Origin of the sequence: Salipaludibacillus sp. CF4.18 (genome assembly GCF_051262595.1) — a bacterium.
GTDB lineage: Bacteria > Bacillota > Bacilli > Bacillales > Salisediminibacteriaceae > Salipaludibacillus > Salipaludibacillus neizhouensis.
Map to the genome: position 1 here is coordinate 12329 of NZ_JBIMEV010000056.1, position 16361 is coordinate 28689.

Annotated in this window: 16 protein-coding genes; 14 read left to right on the forward strand and 2 right to left on the reverse strand. The window is 32.6% G+C overall.

Annotated elements, in window-relative coordinates:
* The first annotated feature begins 9 nt into the window (after nucleotides 1-9).
* From ACHABW_RS21595 to ACHABW_RS21630, 8 genes are all read left to right on the forward strand, one after another.
* A complete protein-coding gene (locus ACHABW_RS21595) occupies nucleotides 10-939 on the forward strand; it encodes a glycine betaine ABC transporter substrate-binding protein (RefSeq protein ID WP_435758467.1) in 930 nt (309 codons plus the stop codon).
* Nucleotides 940-957: 18 nt separating this feature from the next.
* Nucleotides 958-1728 carry an ABC transporter ATP-binding protein gene (locus ACHABW_RS21600; protein ID WP_435758469.1) on the forward strand — a complete coding sequence of 257 codons (771 nt, stop codon included), beginning with the start codon at nucleotides 958-960 and terminating at the stop codon, nucleotides 1726-1728.
* A complete protein-coding gene (locus ACHABW_RS21605; RefSeq protein ID WP_435758471.1) occupies nucleotides 1725-2333 on the forward strand; it encodes an ABC transporter permease in 609 nt (202 codons plus the stop codon). The genes ACHABW_RS21600 and ACHABW_RS21605 overlap by 4 nt, the downstream gene beginning before the upstream one ends.
* 377 nt (nucleotides 2334-2710) lie before the next feature.
* Nucleotides 2711-3358 carry an alpha/beta hydrolase gene (locus ACHABW_RS21610; protein ID WP_435758473.1) on the forward strand — a complete coding sequence of 216 codons (648 nt, stop codon included), beginning with the start codon at nucleotides 2711-2713 and terminating at the stop codon, nucleotides 3356-3358.
* A gap of 170 nt (nucleotides 3359-3528) precedes the next feature.
* Nucleotides 3529-4380 carry a VOC family protein gene (locus ACHABW_RS21615; RefSeq protein WP_435758475.1) on the forward strand — a complete coding sequence of 284 codons (852 nt, stop codon included), beginning with the start codon at nucleotides 3529-3531 and terminating at the stop codon, nucleotides 4378-4380.
* A gap of 88 nt (nucleotides 4381-4468) precedes the next feature.
* Nucleotides 4469-5068, forward strand: coding sequence for a cysteine hydrolase (locus tag ACHABW_RS21620; RefSeq protein ID WP_435758477.1), 600 nt, complete (start codon nucleotides 4469-4471; stop codon nucleotides 5066-5068).
* 181 nt (nucleotides 5069-5249) lie between these two features.
* The gene (locus ACHABW_RS21625) at nucleotides 5250-6158 is read left to right on the forward strand and encodes a glycine betaine ABC transporter substrate-binding protein (RefSeq protein WP_435758479.1); all 909 of its coding nucleotides are present in this window, start codon (nucleotides 5250-5252) and stop codon (nucleotides 6156-6158) included.
* A gap of 238 nt (nucleotides 6159-6396) precedes the next feature.
* Nucleotides 6397-6654 carry a DUF2798 domain-containing protein gene (locus ACHABW_RS21630; RefSeq protein WP_435758496.1) on the forward strand — a complete coding sequence of 86 codons (258 nt, stop codon included), beginning with the start codon at nucleotides 6397-6399 and terminating at the stop codon, nucleotides 6652-6654.
* Nucleotides 6655-7032: 378 nt separating this feature from the next.
* Here ACHABW_RS21630 and ACHABW_RS21635 read toward each other — a convergent pair whose 3' ends face one another.
* The gene (locus ACHABW_RS21635; protein WP_435758481.1) at nucleotides 7033-7572 is read right to left on the reverse strand and encodes a helix-turn-helix domain-containing protein; all 540 of its coding nucleotides are present in this window, start codon (nucleotides 7570-7572) and stop codon (nucleotides 7033-7035) included.
* 465 nt (nucleotides 7573-8037) lie between these two features.
* Here ACHABW_RS21635 and ACHABW_RS21640 point away from each other — a divergent pair, with 465 nt between their 5' ends.
* From ACHABW_RS21640 to ribD, 3 genes are all read left to right on the forward strand, one after another.
* Complete coding sequence (locus ACHABW_RS21640) at nucleotides 8038-8427, forward strand: DoxX family protein (protein ID WP_435758483.1); 390 nt, start codon at nucleotides 8038-8040, stop codon at nucleotides 8425-8427.
* A gap of 173 nt (nucleotides 8428-8600) precedes the next feature.
* Entirely contained in the window at nucleotides 8601-9359 is a 759-nt protein-coding gene (locus ACHABW_RS21645) for a GTP cyclohydrolase II (protein WP_435758485.1), read from the forward strand.
* Nucleotides 9352-10455, forward strand: coding sequence for a bifunctional diaminohydroxyphosphoribosylaminopyrimidine deaminase/5-amino-6-(5-phosphoribosylamino)uracil reductase RibD (gene ribD / locus ACHABW_RS21650; RefSeq protein WP_435758486.1), 1104 nt, complete (start codon nucleotides 9352-9354; stop codon nucleotides 10453-10455). The genes ACHABW_RS21645 and ribD overlap by 8 nt, the downstream gene beginning before the upstream one ends.
* A gap of 370 nt (nucleotides 10456-10825) precedes the next feature.
* Here the strand turns inward: ribD and ACHABW_RS21655 are convergent, their stop codons facing one another.
* Entirely contained in the window at nucleotides 10826-10960 is a 135-nt protein-coding gene (locus ACHABW_RS21655; protein WP_435758487.1) for a hypothetical protein, read from the reverse strand.
* 169 nt (nucleotides 10961-11129) lie between these two features.
* Between ACHABW_RS21655 and ACHABW_RS21660 the strand changes: the two genes are divergently transcribed.
* From ACHABW_RS21660 to ACHABW_RS21670, 3 genes are all read left to right on the forward strand, one after another.
* Nucleotides 11130-13214 carry an ATP-dependent nuclease gene (locus ACHABW_RS21660; RefSeq protein ID WP_435758488.1) on the forward strand — a complete coding sequence of 695 codons (2085 nt, stop codon included), beginning with the start codon at nucleotides 11130-11132 and terminating at the stop codon, nucleotides 13212-13214.
* A complete protein-coding gene (locus ACHABW_RS21665; protein ID WP_435758490.1) occupies nucleotides 13207-15162 on the forward strand; it encodes a UvrD-helicase domain-containing protein in 1956 nt (651 codons plus the stop codon). Before ACHABW_RS21660 ends, ACHABW_RS21665 begins: the two co-directional genes overlap by 8 nt.
* A 260-nt stretch (nucleotides 15163-15422) precedes the next feature.
* Nucleotides 15423-15755: a hypothetical protein gene (locus ACHABW_RS21670; RefSeq protein WP_435758492.1), complete on the forward strand. Its 333-nt coding sequence runs from the start codon at nucleotides 15423-15425 to the stop codon at nucleotides 15753-15755.
* The last annotated feature ends 606 nt before the right edge of the window (nucleotides 15756-16361 follow it).

A 16361-nucleotide genomic window follows, 5' to 3' on the forward strand; every position in this document is an offset into this window, starting at 1 on the left:
GAAATGAAAATGAAAAAAATCACAAAGAAAATGATAGTTGGATTTTTAGGATTATCATTAATAATTGGCTTAGTGGCATGCGGAAATAATGGAGAAACGAATAATGAAAACAGCAGTAGTACTAGCAGTGATAAACCAACTATTCGTGTAGGGTCTAAAGATTTTACAGAAAATCTAATCGTAGCAGAATTATATTCACTTGCCCTTGAAGATGCTGGGTATGATTTGGAAAGAGTTTTTAATATTGCAGGTTCCGTCATACATACATCGATTACAAACGATGAAATTGATCTATATCCTGAATATACAGGAACAGGATTATTATCCATTTTGCAAATGGACTTAATTACAGATCCTGAAAAGGTTTATAACACAGTAAAAGAAGAGTATGACAAGCAATTTGATCTGACATGGTTAGAATATGCGGAAGCAAATGATGGGCAAGGCTTGGTTATCCGTACAGACGTCTCTAAAGAATTAGGAATTACGACAATTACAGATCTACAAGAACATGCAAGTGAGCTAAGATTTGCATCACAAGGTGAATTTGATCAAAGAGAGGATGGTATCCCAGCGTTAGAAAAAATGTACGGAGAATTCAATTGGGAATCCTCAAAAGTTTACGATAATGGATTGAAATATGAAGTATTAAAAAATAATGAAGCAGATGTCACACCAGCTTATACAACAGAAGGACAATTGGTAAATACTGATCAATTTACTTTATTAGAAGATGACAAACAAGTATGGCCACCATATAATTTAGCACCTGTTGTTCGCAATAATTTGTTAGAGGCAAATCCAGAAATTGCAGAAGTAATTAATAAAGTCAGTGCAACACTAGATACTCCGACGATCACTAAACTTAACGCAAAAGTAGATGTCGATAAGGAAGAGTATGAAGAAGTGGCAAAAGAGTATTATGAATCAATAAAATAATTGATTCAGGAGGTTTATATGACTCAGGTAGCGATCGAATTCAATAATGTTAGTAAAAAATTTAATCATGCACAATATAATGCGGTCGATGATGTTTCTCTTAGCATTAAAGAGGGAGAATTTATTACAATACTAGGTTCATCCGGGTCAGGAAAAACAACATTGTTAAAGATGATTAACAAGCTTTATGAACCAAGTCAAGGAACTATTAAACTATTTGGGGAAGACATTGCTACCGTTGACTCTGTTATTTTACGAAGACGGGTTGGCTATGTTATTCAACAAATTGGTCTTTTTCCTCACATGACTATTGCTCAAAATGTAGCGTCCGTTCCGAAATTGTTAAATTGGGATAAAAAAACTATAAATGTAAGAGTAATGGAATTGTTAAAACTGGTAGGGCTTGATCCTGTGGAATTCAAGGACCGATATCCTTCCCAATTGTCTGGTGGGCAACAACAAAGAGTTGGGCTAGCAAGGGCATTGGCTGTTGATCCCAAAATTATGTTATTGGACGAACCTTTAGGAGCAGTTGACGCAATAACGCGACTGAATCTTCAAGGTGAGCTGTTACGTATTCATGGAGGCCTGCAAAAGACATTTTTACTTGTCACACATGATATTAACGAGGCATTTAAGCTTGGATCTAGAGTGGTTATTATGAATAATGGTAGAGTATCTCAATTTGATACTCCTAGAAATATTGTGGCGAACCCAGCTGATGAATTTGTAAGTTCTTTGATTGAATCTTCAAGAAGTCAAGAGAAGTTCTGGGAGGGTTTAAGGTGATCGAGTATGCTTTAAAATACCCGGATAAGTTATATCTTCCATTATTAGAGCATATTCAAATGTTATTTATCACACTGATATTGTCCCTTATCCTAGCATCAATGCTTACCATAATCACAATCTATTCTAATTTTTTATCAAAGGCTTTAGTTTATACTTTTTCAGTGATTTATTCTATTCCAAGTTTAGCACTATTTGCTTTGTTAATTCCTCTAACAGGATTAGGCAAAACAACAGCTATCATTGTTCTAGTCTTATACAACCAATATTTGTTGTTACGAAACTTCACCGAAGGTCTAAATGAAGTGGATCCCGCAATTACTGAAGCAGGAACAGGCATAGGGATGAACAAGATGCAATTGCTTATTAAAATTAAAATCCCATTATCAAATAAAGCTATATTTACAGGTGTCCGCCTTGCGGTTGTATCAACGATTGGGATTGCAACAATTGCAGCATTTATTAATGCAGGTGGATTGGGAAGTATTTTAAATGATGGACTAAGAACAGTGAATACAGTAAAAATTCTGTGGGGGAGCATATTAGCAGCAGGATTAGCCATTGGGACTAATGCTGTATTAAGCAAATTGGAACAAAGATTATAGGACATTTTCTGGATAGGAAATCTTAAGTTGTGTAATAGGATAAGAAGGATATGTTGTGTTCTTACATTGCATATCCTTTTTATTAAATATATTTCTCGAAGATTAGCTTTTATTTCTGACTCTCTAATACTTAGAGGTCTATTTTTTAACTCTTATCCACAAAAATCAGTTACTAAAAGATTTTTACATTACTTTACGATGCTTGTTTCACAATTGATACTAAGAGAAAATGTTTTGAATAGTAAACTTTTTTTCATAATGAGAACAATAATGTTGCAATTAATATCTAAATTTAGTATTTTTAAAGAGAATAAAAATTCATATAAGAAAACAAATATTATCTCTTAACAATGAATTACAATAAGGAGGTTTTGCAAATGAAAACAGAAATGATTTATGAACTTCGCCGTCCTAAGCATATTATTCCTGGGAAAAAATATCCCGCATTGTTTGTAATGCATGGTATGGGAAGCAATGAACAAGATATGCTTACACTTGTCAATGGTCTAGAGGATTCCTTCTTTATTTTTAGTGTAAGGGGGCATTTGAGCCAAGGACCGGGGTTTTCCTACTTTACTATCGAGGGCTATGGAAGACCACATCGAGAGGTATTCGAGGATGCAATCAAAAAGCTCGCTAACTTCATTGATGAGGCAACAATAAACTATCAAATAGATACAGATCAATTATATTTGTTGGGATTTAGCCAAGGAGCAATTGTATCTATGACTTTAGCACTCACTCTAGGAAACAAAATTAAAGGTGTAGTAGCGCTAAGTGGTTATATTCCTCAATTTGTAAAGGAAGAATACATGTCAAACCCAGGTGATCATTTATCGGTGTTTATATCGCACGGAGAATATGATCAGGTCCTACCATATGAGTGGGGGAAGGCAAATGGCGAATATTTTACTAAGTTAGGCGTTCCTGTAACTTCAAAATCTTATCCTGAAGGGCACACAGTATCTGAAAAAAATCTTCAGGATTTCGAATCATGGATTTTGAGAGAGTTACAAAATAAATAATAAAAAAACTTTTTTCGTTTCTCGCTTAATGTACACTGGCGATGAATGATGATAGACAAATGGCGCAATATTAAGAAATCTGGCTTTAAAGTCATAACTAGGATTTGTTTTTTAAATTGAAATATCTAGTGTTACGTTCTAAGAAATCTTAAAAAAAGGAGGTAATTAAAATGAGTTTTCACCGTAAACCTACTACATTCATAAGCGAAGTTAACCTAAAAGTATTAAAATTAGAGCGTTCCTTAACGTTCTATAAAGAAATAATGGGTTTGAAAATATTAGAACAAACAGAACATACGGCGAAACTAACTGCGGATGGAAAGACAGTTCTGTTATCAATTGAACAACCTGTTGACGTGATATCGAAACAACAACGTACTACAGGTTTATATCACTTTGCTATATTATTACCCAATCGTACTGACTTAGGGGAAATTTTAAACCACTTTCTTCAAATTAAATATCCGTTACAAGGTGCAGCTGATCACCTTGTAAGTGAAGCTATTTATTTAGCTGACCCTGATGGCAATGGAATCGAAGTCTATTCCGACCGTGCTCCATCTGAGTGGACTTGGGATAACGACGAGGTAGTAATGCCGTCAGACCCGTTGGATGCTGAAGATCTTCTAGCTGAGGCACAAGGAGGTTCTTGGAATGGACTTCCTCATGACACACTAATGGGTCATATCCATTTACAAGTATCCGAACTAGATAAGAGCCGAAATTTTTACGTTGAAGGGCTAGGATTTAAAATTGTAAGCCGATTTGGTAATCACGCACTGTTCATTTCAGATGGTGACTATCATCATCATATTGCTTTAAATATATGGAATGGTGAAGGTGCGCCTCTACCACAAAAAAATAGTGTAGGACTTGAATCTTTTACTTTAATGCTTCCTAATGAGGAAAAGAGAAGTAAAATAATTGAACAGTTGAAACGAATGGGCTTTCCTGTCAAAGAAGAAAATAATTCTATTATTACTTCTGACCCTTCTGGAAATAGGATCCATTTGAGAGTCTAATTCTAGTTATTGAACCTTAAAATTTATGAATAAAAAGTATGTCCGAATACCGAAAAATATTCCAAAAATAGAAAGGAAGACATAAAAAATGAAATTTGATGTTAATAAAACGGCTTTACTAATTGTTGACCTACAAAATGATAACATATCAAAAGGGGGGAAGTTTGAAGAGTCAGGTGCGGTAGAGCATGCAAAAAAACAAAATGTAGTTGAAAATATTAGAACAATGGCAGAAAAAGCAAGAGAGGTAGGAATCCCTGTTTTCCATAATCTTTTTGTAGTTGAAAAGGGTGCAAAAGGATTAGGAGATAGAGCTCCTATATTTAGAGCCATAGCTGAAACTGGAAGTATAGTTAGAGGAACATGGGGAGCTGAAGCAGTTGATGGAGTCAAGCCAAAAGAAGGGGACTTTGTAATAGAAAAGTCTCGCATGAGTTCATTTAATGGTACTCCATTGGATACATTATTAAGAGGATTAGGAATTGAGACGATAATAGTTACAGGTGTCTGGACAAACATGGCTGTAGAACATACTTGTAGAGACGGTGCCGATTCTGGGTATAATGTTGTCATTTCTACAGATGGAACTTCAACAATTAATAAAGAGTGGCAAGAAGCAGCATTAAACTATGCAATGAATAACATAGCTGAAAAAATGACTACAGAAGAGATCGTAAGCAATATGTAATAAATGTATACAATATAAAGGGAGTTGTTTTGGATTGAATATTAAATTCATTCCAAAAGCAACTCCCCTCTTAATTATCTAGGAAAGTAGCTAGAAAGGAATGGAAAAACTTGATCTACTAAAATCTTTGCTTGTGGAATCTTAAGAAACTCCAAAAGTTACGGTAGTAGGAGGAAATTTAATGAAGAAAACTAGAATTATAGTAAGCATAATTGGATTATTATTAACACTGGGATTGGTAGCATGTGGCAATGGCACTGTATCTAGTAATTCTAACAGCGAAGGTAAGTCTATTCGTGTAGGATCTAAAGACTTTACGGAGAATTTAATCGTAGCAGAATTATATTCTTTAGCTCTTGCAGATGCTGGGTATGACGTAGAAAGGGTTTTTAACATAGCGGGTTCAGTTATTCACACATCTGTTATTAACGATAAAATTGATTTATATCCTGAATATACTGGTACGGGTTTATTGTCTGTCCTAAAAATGGATTTAAATTCGGATCCAGATGAAGTTTATCAGACTGTAAAGAAAGAGTATGATGAACAATTTGATGTTACTTGGTTAGACTATTCAGAAGCTAATGACGGAGCGGGACTTGTTATTTGGAAGAAAGTTGCAGTTGAGTTGGGAATTACGACGATTTCTGATTTACAAAAACACGCAAATGAACTTAGGTTTGCGTCTCAGGGGGAGGCTGATTACAGAGAAGATGGAATTCCTCTTTTAGAAAAAGTATATGGTGAGTTTAATTGGGAATCTTCTAAGGTCTATGATAATGGAATTAAATATGAGGTATTGAGAAATAATGAGGCTGATGTAACACCTGCCTATACAACGGAAGGTCAGTTAGTGAATACAGATGAGTTTTTATTACTTGATGATGATAAGCAAGTATGTCCACCATATAATTTAGCACCTATAGTACGTAATAATATATTGGAAGCAAATCCAGATATTGCAGAAGTTATTAATAAGGTTAGTGATACACTTGATACAAAAACTGTAACTGAATTAAATGCTAAAGTGGATATAGATAAAGAAGAATACGAAGAAGTTGCAAAGGAGTATTATAAATCAATAAAATAAATAATGATACAAGAGGTAATTAAGATTAAGACTTATCACCACTTAAAGCATTGTTGCTTCTGCATGGAAGTGGTGACAGATTCTTCATTAGGTCAGTATTTGCGTACGATGAAAAGAGAATGAGTTCAAAATATATCTTTAAGAAATTTTGAAAGAGTGTGTGATGAATTCAATAATGAGGAGGCGAATACGAATTAATATTAATGCTAGATACAGAAATATTATTTTTGCATTTTTTATGGCTTTTAGTATGTCTTTTTTTATTTCCTTCATATTAGTCTCAATAGATAATGGCTATGACCATAGATTCGTAGTTACATGGTTAAGAACATGGTCCCAGGCATTCATTTGTGCTTTCTTTGGAGCTTATTTTTTTCCGAAAGTAATACAACGACTTTTGAGGGGAATTAATTTTATAGAAAAACCACAATTAATAGAAATTGATAGCGATACATCAAACATGGATACTAGGCCTACGAAAAAAATTAATATATAAAGAGGCACACCATCAACTTATAGCCATTGCCTAGTAAACAAAGCTCGTAAAGAAAGTTTACCTAAGTTAAAAATGTAATGGAATGGTTAGGATGGCCATAAATGTGATCCGATAATATTTAAAAAGTAGTAGAAAGACAACGAGGATTATTATTTTCTCTGGTGTTCTAAAAGAGGGAATCCCCAGCTTAAACTGTAAGGGCGTTCGTACGAAAGAAGTATAAACACACCGGAGATGTATAAATCTTAAAAAACTATGCAGTTGCTTTTCTTATTGAAATAATTATGTGTTCGGTGTCATAACTACAACACTACAACGCTTTTCAATAGGAAATCCATTACTAACAATTTGTATTGGATTTCCTATTTACATCATTTTCTACAAAATATCTATTAATTCAGTATCTGAATAAATAGAGATCAATACCACAGCTTTTACATCTCCAACGTTTTTTACATAGTGTGGAACACTTGCATTCCAACTAAATGAGTCGCCTGCTTCAACAATAACCGAGTCTTCACCTTGTTCAGCGAGGATTTTCCCTTCCAAGATTAGATGGCATTCTTCACCCTCATGGGAATGAGGTTCTCCAATCGTTGTGCCAGGTGGGAATTCTACCATCATCATTCTTAGTCCTCCTTTTGAAGTTAAATGTTCAATTTTCAAACCATTAAAAGTTGATTTTCGTCTTGAATTTTCACGTACTATACGCATATTATGCTTTTTTTCTAAAAGTAAGTATGGTAATGGAACTCCAAGGAATGAAGCTATTGTATTTAATGTATTAATAGAAGGTGAAGTATTGTTATTTTCAACATTGCTAATGAAGCCTTTTGAAAGACCAGTTCCTTCACACATCTGTGCAATGGTAATTTTTTTTCTGTTTCGAATTGCACGTATCTTAGTACCAATATCCAAATTAATCACCCCAAAAGTTTTCTAATAAGAAACATATTTATATAATAACAAAAAAACTGTTGACAATCCATAGCTTAATTTGTTATCTTATAAATAACAAAGATTCATATAAAGAATTATTTAAGTTGTTCAAAATATTTTTTTGAGTAAGAGTATCTTTATATGAATATTTTATCTCTATTAAAAATATAGAGAGTTTGCATATAAAAGGCTATAATCCCAAGTTGGATTATAGAATATCAAACTACACATTAAAGGGAGGGATGTAATATTCATCTTCATTAATTGTTGCACACGGCGTTCTTTTACTCGCAATGGAGGGTTATGCATATACTCATTTTTTGGACACACGGGAAATGACATATTAAAAATATTAGTAAGGTTTTAAATCGTCTATAATATAGTCACATGTTTCGGAATTTGGAGAAACGAAATAAATTATAAAATATATTGGAGGAAAATGAAATGATTAATAAATTCGAAATTGGTACTTTAATTTTAAGAGTCGTATTAGGTTTGATATTCTTTGTTCATGGATTAGATAAGTTTCAAGGTGGAATTGAGAATACAGTTGGTTGGTTTGAAAGTATTGGTTTACCAGGATTTTTAGCGTATGGCGTTGGATTATTAGAACTCCTTGGTGGTATTGCTTTAATTCTTGGTTTGTTTAGCAGAGTTGTGTCTGGTTTGTTAGCACTGATCATGGTTGGGGCCATTGTAAAAGTAAAACTGTCCGCTGGTTTTATAGGTGGATACGAACTTGATTTAGCATTATTGGCAATAGCAGTTTTTATTGCGATTAATGGGTCAAAAGCATATTCTCTTGATCAAATCATTTTAAAAGGAAAAGAATAAAATGAAAACACAACTACTTTAAGCTAGATCTGGATAAAAGAGCATTACTTCTATTTAAGAGGTTGTGCTCTCTTTTTGTAAAAGTAAAAAGGGTATAAAATAGATAACCATTAATTTCCTTTATAAAAATATATAGGTTCCTACAAAATAAGAAAAAAGGGTGGAATACACGGATGACACAAACAAAGTTCGAATCAAGGGTGCTTTCGGTACTTGAAGATAAAATTCAATTAATCGAAACAGAAAAAGGAGCCATTTATCTAGTTGGACCTATAAAAATTCCTGTTAATTTGTATGGAGAGACCGTTAATTTTCAATGGTATTGCTGGTTAAATTGTGAAGAGGTAACGGAGGATTTCGAACGGATTATTGAAAAGTTATCGTCGGCTAATTTAGCTGAATTACAGCAATCCAGTGTTTTAACCTATGGTGATTTTAGTTACAGTGATGATGCCATTATGAGAATGCATTCCATCTGTCATACAGGAGATATTTTCGGAAGTAAAAGATGTGATTGTGGATTTCAATTAAAACAATCAATGAAAAATATTGTCGACCATGGTACAGGTGCATTATTTTATTTAGCCAATCATGAAGGAAGAGGAATTGGGCTATTTAGTAAAGCAATGGCTTACATTCTCCAGGAGAATGAATACGATACGGTTGAGGCAAATGAAGCACTTGGCTTTGTGGATGATTCTAGAGATTACAGTGATGCGATTAATGTATTAAAAGCACTAAGAAGTAAGCCTGTTATTCTTATGACGAATAACCCCAAAAAATTAGAGGCTTTAAAAAATGCTGGTTTACCTGTATCGGGAAGAGAGTCGTTATGGGGAGATCGATCAACGTTTAATGAAAAGTATTTAGAAACAAAAGTAAATCGTTCGGGTCATATGGTGGAAGACGAGACATGTAGTAGTAATGACTAGTCATGAATTCTACATGGATCTAGCTATACAAAATGCGAAGGCAATGAAAGGGCAGACAGATCCCAATCCTTTAGTTGGATCTGTAGTTGTTAATGAGAATCGAGTAGTAGGTATCGGCACACATTTAAAGGCAGGGGAACCCCATGCTGAAATTCATGCACTTCGAATGGCGGGGGAAAAGGCAAGGGGGGGAACTATATATGTTACCCTTGAGCCTTGTTCCCATCATGGTAGAACTGGTCCATGTGCTGTTGCAATCCGAGAAGCAGGGTTAAAAAGAGTGGTTATTGCAACGTTAGACCCAAACCCTGTTGTATCAGGAAATGGTGTTAAAATACTTGAAGATGCAGGAATTGAAGTCATTGTTGGAGTTCTTGAAGAAGAGTCAAGACGGATGAATGAGGTTTTTAATAAGTTCATCGTTCAAAAAAAACCTTTTATAACGTTAAAAACGGGTATGACGTTAGATGGGAAAATTGCCACGTATTCTTTAGATAGTAAATGGATTACGTCTAAAGAAGCGAGGTACGATGTCCATCAATTAAGAAATGAAAATTTGGCTATTCTTGTTGGGGTTAATACTGTGATTCATGATGATCCTGAATTAACGGCTAGAATACAAAACGGACGTAATCCAATTCGCATTATTCTAGATTCAAATTTGAGAATTCCCTTAGATTCTAAAGTGATCGTGGATAAACTAGCTGAAACTTGGCTTTTTACTAGTAAAAATGTTGACTTAGAAAAAGAGAAAAAGCTCTTATCAAACGGAATCAAAGTTGTTCGTACAAATGGAGCCAAACAGGTAGATATAAAAGAAGTAGTTGAGATTTTAGGTGGAAATCACATATCGTCGGTATTAATAGAGGGTGGGGGCACAATAAACGCCTCATTCCTGGAGAATCGAATGATAGATAAAGTGGTCTTGTACTTTGCCCCTAAACTAATTGGAGGGAAAGATGCTCCTAGCTTTTTAGAAGGATCAGGTATAGATAAAATGCGAGATGCAGTTGAATTAATGGATACAGATATTATGAAGGTTGGGAAAGATTTTAGATTAACTGGGTATCCAATATATACAAATAAGGGAGTTTAAAAAGGAGATTTGGATTCGATACTTATAAACTTAAGAGAACAAGACTTTCATATTTACAATGAAATTCTTAGAGTAGGTTATGTTGAATCAGAAATACGAAAAAGTATCAGAGTCATTTGCTGCACAGTACGAAGGTTTATGAGACGTATTTTATTATTTTTAACGGGTAATAGGGTAATAGATGGGCGGCATGATGTAACCCTTCTGAAACCCTTGCTATGACTATGTTTGTTAGTGAAGTGAGAGTGTAATGATAACATTTTGCTAATTGATGTTTATAAAAAGAAGCTTCTCATAAGTGATTAAAACTTATGGGAAGCTTCTTTTTTTGTTGTTTGTAATGTGAAGATACACACTCAAAAGTAATCGATCATCGGTAATGACCAAGCTGATCCTGGATTTGTTCAAGTTTGACTCCTCTGCCTGAGGTGTGAACCACAAGTGCATTTTTTCTGTTTGCACTAACAGCCACTTCTGTAAAAATGTACTTTGATTTGTGTTGCATAACCTCATTTCTGAACTTTATTTTAACACTTCGATAAAAGAAATAAACAAACTAGGATTGTCTTATCTCATCGAAAAAAACGGATAATTGTAATAATAACTGGTATAATTTAATTGGATTGATCTGGAAAAAGGTAATCTCATATTAAAAAATGTAGGACGTGGTATTAGTGTATCTGGAAGAATTGAAGATATGGAACTTTAGAAAGTATGGTGGGACATCTGTTGATGAGGAACCTTCATTAATTGTTAATTTCAAACAAGGTCTAAACCTTCTTATTGGTGAAAATGATTGCGGGAAAACTACAATTATTGATGCCGTAAAACATTTACTAGGGACTCAAAGCTTTGATTTCAATAGAGTTGAAGAAGATGACTTTTTTGTTGATAATTCAGGTTTAAGAGCAAATCATTTGAAGATTGAAGGCAAATTCAAGTCATTATCTGATGAAGAGTCAGGAAAATTTTTAGAATGGATAACCTTTGACAAGGAGGACAAGGGAAAAAGTGAACTAATTATTCGATTGGGAGCAAAAATTAAAAATAATAAAGTTTTAACTTTTATAACTGCTGGTGAGGAAGGATTAGATACGAGGTTTGAGGCAAGGGATTTGTTAAGGGTTACATACTTAAAACCGTTGAGAGATGCAGAAAGTGAACTGTCGTCTGGTTACAAGTCAAGATTTGCTCAAATATTAAGAAATCATCCTCTTTTTGATAAAAAAGATAAGGAGCATACATTAGAGAAATACATAAGAATTGCGAATACTAGAATAAAGGACTATTTTGAAAAAGAGAATTTAGAAAAAGAAGATATATTTGAAATTATTGATGGGGAAGAAGGGGCTAAATTAATTACAGGTTTCTTAGATTCAACACTTTCAGATTTTATGGGGACTAGTTTTAATGAAAATAAATATAAATCCTATGTTGATATTTCTAAAAATGACTTGAATTCAATTTTACGCAAATTAAGTTTAAATATTGATGAAAATAAAATTGGTTTAGGTTCACTCAATCAGTTATTTATTGCAATGGAATTATTGTTATTTGAAATAGAGTCAAATTTTAATTTGGCACTAATTGAAGAAATTGAAGCTCATCTTCACCCTCAGGCACAGCTTAGACTAATAAAATATTTACAAGATAAAGGTAATATCGAAAATGAGCAATATATAATAAGCTCCCATAGTATAGCATTATCCTCTAAAGTTAAATTAGAAAATATTATTTTATGTAGAGAGAATTCAACTTACCCTATGGCACCTTCATTTACAGAACTTAGTAGCGGTGACTACCAATTTCTCGAAAGATTTCTAGACGCTACAAAAGCCAATCTCTTCTTCGCAAAAGGAGTTATTATCGTTGAAGGTGATGCTGAAAATCTTTTAATACCAATAATGGCTGAAATAATAAATAAACCGTTACATAAGTATGGTGTGTCATTGGTGAATATAGGAAGTACCGCTTTTTTAAGATACTCAAAAATTTTTAGGAGAATAAATGGACAAAAAACGTTAGATTTCCCAGTGGCAATTGTAACTGATCTAGATGTAAAACCACTAGAATGCAATGGGAACAATAGTAATCATGAAAATTATAAATATTTCAAATTAAACGACGCTATGATTAGTGAATTGAAAGATAAATATGAAGGATTAGCATTAGATTTTCTGCATGTAGAAGAATTTTTGACTAAAGAAAAAGCGAAGATTGCAATATTAGATCATAATAATATCAAAAAATTTAGTGATTATAGAGGTTTTGCTGCGGATTTCGACAGGGAAGTAACACAATGTTTTAGTATTGAAACAGTAAAAAAACTCGTGGAGGAAGAGAAAAGAAAAAAATATGAAACAGAAACTATAAAATTAAATATTAATAAATGGACTATGGAATATGATATTTCACTTAGTGGATTGAGAGAATATATGCATTGTTCAATAAAAATAAGTAAAAAAATAAAATCTAATGAAGATATAATTGATAACTTAGATCTCCATAGTGAGTTAATTGAGGCCAAAAAGGAGATTGAGGATTACGCTACTGGTAGAAGTGATGAAGAAACCGCATATTGGATATATGAAGATTTGTATAAGAATAGAGCATCTAAAGCAGTTGCTGCACAATACTTAGGAAGTTTATTAAAAATGAATGAAGAAACCGTTAGACCAATATTAGAATCGGATCAACATATTAAATATTTAATAGATTCAATTAAGCATGTCTGTAGTGAGGAGGGTTTAAGTGATTGAAACTAACATTACTGCTGTAGATATAGAAGTAGCTGAAAAGATTCTTCTAGAAGATGGAAAGAAATTTGATGCAGATGAAAAAGTACCAATTATAAGTTGTATGGGTGAGTCTATAGATGTTATTGCTTGCCCAGGTAGCGGAAAAACAACTATTTTACTAGCAAAGTTATGTATTTTGTCAGAAAAAATGCCATTTATTGATGAAAAGGGAATAGTAGTATTAACCCATACTAATGTAGCGATTAAAGAAATAATAGATAAATTGGGATATAAAAGTGATATTTTGTTTAATTATCCAAATTTCTTTGGCACTATTCATTCTTTTATAAATAAATATCTTGCTCTCCCTTATTATAAAGAGACTTTTAGAATTAATAGAGTAATGATTAATGATGATATATTTAATTATCAATTAATAAGGAAGATTACTCCTTGGGGAAAGTTAGATAAATACATTTTTGGACAAGTAATAAGGCAATTTGAGAAAAAACCACCCTCACAAGTACTAAGGCAACTTAAAACAGATTTTCTGTGTAGTATTTATATGGACTTAGAGGGAGATAGAATAGTATTTAAGAAAAGTGGTAGGATTATTGTGAAAAATCCAGAAAAGGGTCTCTATAAAGAGTTGTTTGAACTATTCTATGAAAATTTGGTTGCTCAAGGATATTTAAGATACAGAGATACATATTTGCTAGCCCAATTATGTATTAATAAACATCCTAGTATAAAAAGTTTCTTTGCAAAGCGGTTTAAATATCTTTTTGTTGATGAGACTCAAGATAACAGTTTTATCCAGAATGAAATATTTAATTACCTCTTTGCAAGCAGTGAGACAATAATACAACGTTTTGGTGACCCTAACCAAGCGATATATGAAAGCATTCACATAGACCAACCTCAAAATTTTATAGAACTCAAAAATTATGAAATTTCAAAGAGTATGAGGTATAGTCAATCAATTGCAAATTTTATTAATCCACTTCGGATTGAAAAAGGTGGTCAGAACCTATTAGGTAAAAATGACTGTGAAGACGATATCCCACCACATATCATAATATACGATAAAAGCAGAATCCTAGAAGTGAAAGAACAGTTTATTGAACTAATTCAGAAGTTTAAATTGAGTGATGATAAACATCCTTTTAAAGCAGTTGGATGGGTAAGTTATCATGACAATCCTGATCGAACAACAATTCAATCTTACTTTCCAGGATTTTTATCATATAGAAAAGTAGCTTATCAATTAGATAGATATAACTTTCATATATGTCTAAATAAGAATATTAAAAGAAAACAAACAGTAGGAAATGTGTACAAGAGTATATTGGAATTTTGCGTAAACTATTTGAAATATGTAGGTATAGAATTTGAAGAAAGTTACTGGAGGAGTTTCGAGAAAACTCTTGAGGAAGAGAAAAACGAATATTACCAAAAATTAAGAAAACAAACATACTTATGGTCGAAAGCCATCTTTTCTAATGATCAAAAGGTGTATGATGATATAAAGGAGTATTTAAAGGAAGTACTAGAATTATTTATAAAAAATGAGAACTTTGATGAAAACCATTTTAATTCATTATTTTATTTACCGGAAGGGTTAGTTGAACAAAATAATAATAATAGATATTCGAAAGTAGGTACTACTGTTATAGTAGATACCATTCATGGTGTTAAAGGTGAAACTCATAAGGCAACTTTATATTTAGAAACTTTTTATAAAGTTAACGATATTAAAAGGATACTAAAATTTATTCTTAATAGAACTAAAAAACAACCCAATATTGATGAATTTAAAAGTTTGAAGATGACATATGTTGGTATGAGCAGAGCGAAGGAACTGTTATGTATCGCCATTGAAAATGAGAGTATTGGTAAAATGGAAATGGAAGTATTGAAGACTAAGGAAAAACATGGTGAGGTTGTAATTGTAGGTCTAAATAAATAGGTTTTTTTATTTATATGATTCCAAATTTTTGAAGTAAGTGGATTTTTGTGAAAAAAAGTAATGTTAGTAAAAAACTTTTTAAAAATATTGAGACTATTGATAACATTTTTTAGAACCAAATAAATGTTAAAAATAATGAGCAGATAATTATATTGAGGTGGATAATGTGTACTCCAATAAAATCCAGAAAGAACGTCAAGAGGCACACAATGCGAATGTAGCAAATGAAATCATAGATATGATGGACAAGCTTTGATTAAGTGCCAATAGCAACAGTTCCAGAAGAGACAGACTATGGCGACTTTGATTTGATGTTTTATTGTGAAGAAACAAATGTGCTATTCTTAATTGAAGCTAAATTCATTGCTGACTCTTTGAACTCAAGTGGAATTGTATCAGACTATGATAAGATGTTTCGGAAGAAGGGCTATTATCCAAAATGTAGAAGGAGATATGATTTAGTGATTTCTGAACCAGAGCCACTAAAAAAATATATAGGAATTGCTGGAAAGGTTAATGTTCAATTCTTATTTGTTTCGTGGAAGCCATTAGAAATTGAGTTACAGGATAAAGATGGAATAGTAACCTTTTAGGATTAGAATCTTTTGAAGAATATATAGATGGTAAGTTTAAATCCGAAGATGGAACACAAATAATTAGACTTTCATATGAATTGTAAGGACTTGTAGGCAAAAGTACAATCGAAGGGATGGTACTCTTTGTTCAATTATATATGCTGCTGTATAAAGAGTTAAAATTGATAAAACCGTAGTTAGGTGAAGTAGTTATTAGATTCTAAATACCTGAACCTCTTTAGGATATCATATTTGAATCTACCGAAGTTTTATTGCTTGTGATTTAATAGTCTTTTAAATAACAGCTGTTTGCCTTACAGCTATTTGTAAATGCTAATACTTTTACGCATAGTATTATTAACTAGGTTTTCACTGGCCACTATAGAGTGAACTTAGTGTGAGGTGGTATAAACAGTTACCAAAGGGAAACGCTTTATACAGTAAATCAACAAATATTAATTAATTGATGAGGCATTACCGTATAAAGGTTATATCTGGTGAATATCATTTATTTAAAAGCTTTGACAAGGATTTAGGACTTTTTTAATTTTTAAAATTAGGGTTTAAAATCTGTCCGTATAAATATTTTGTTATTTCCTATAAGTCAGTTATCATAAGTATAAA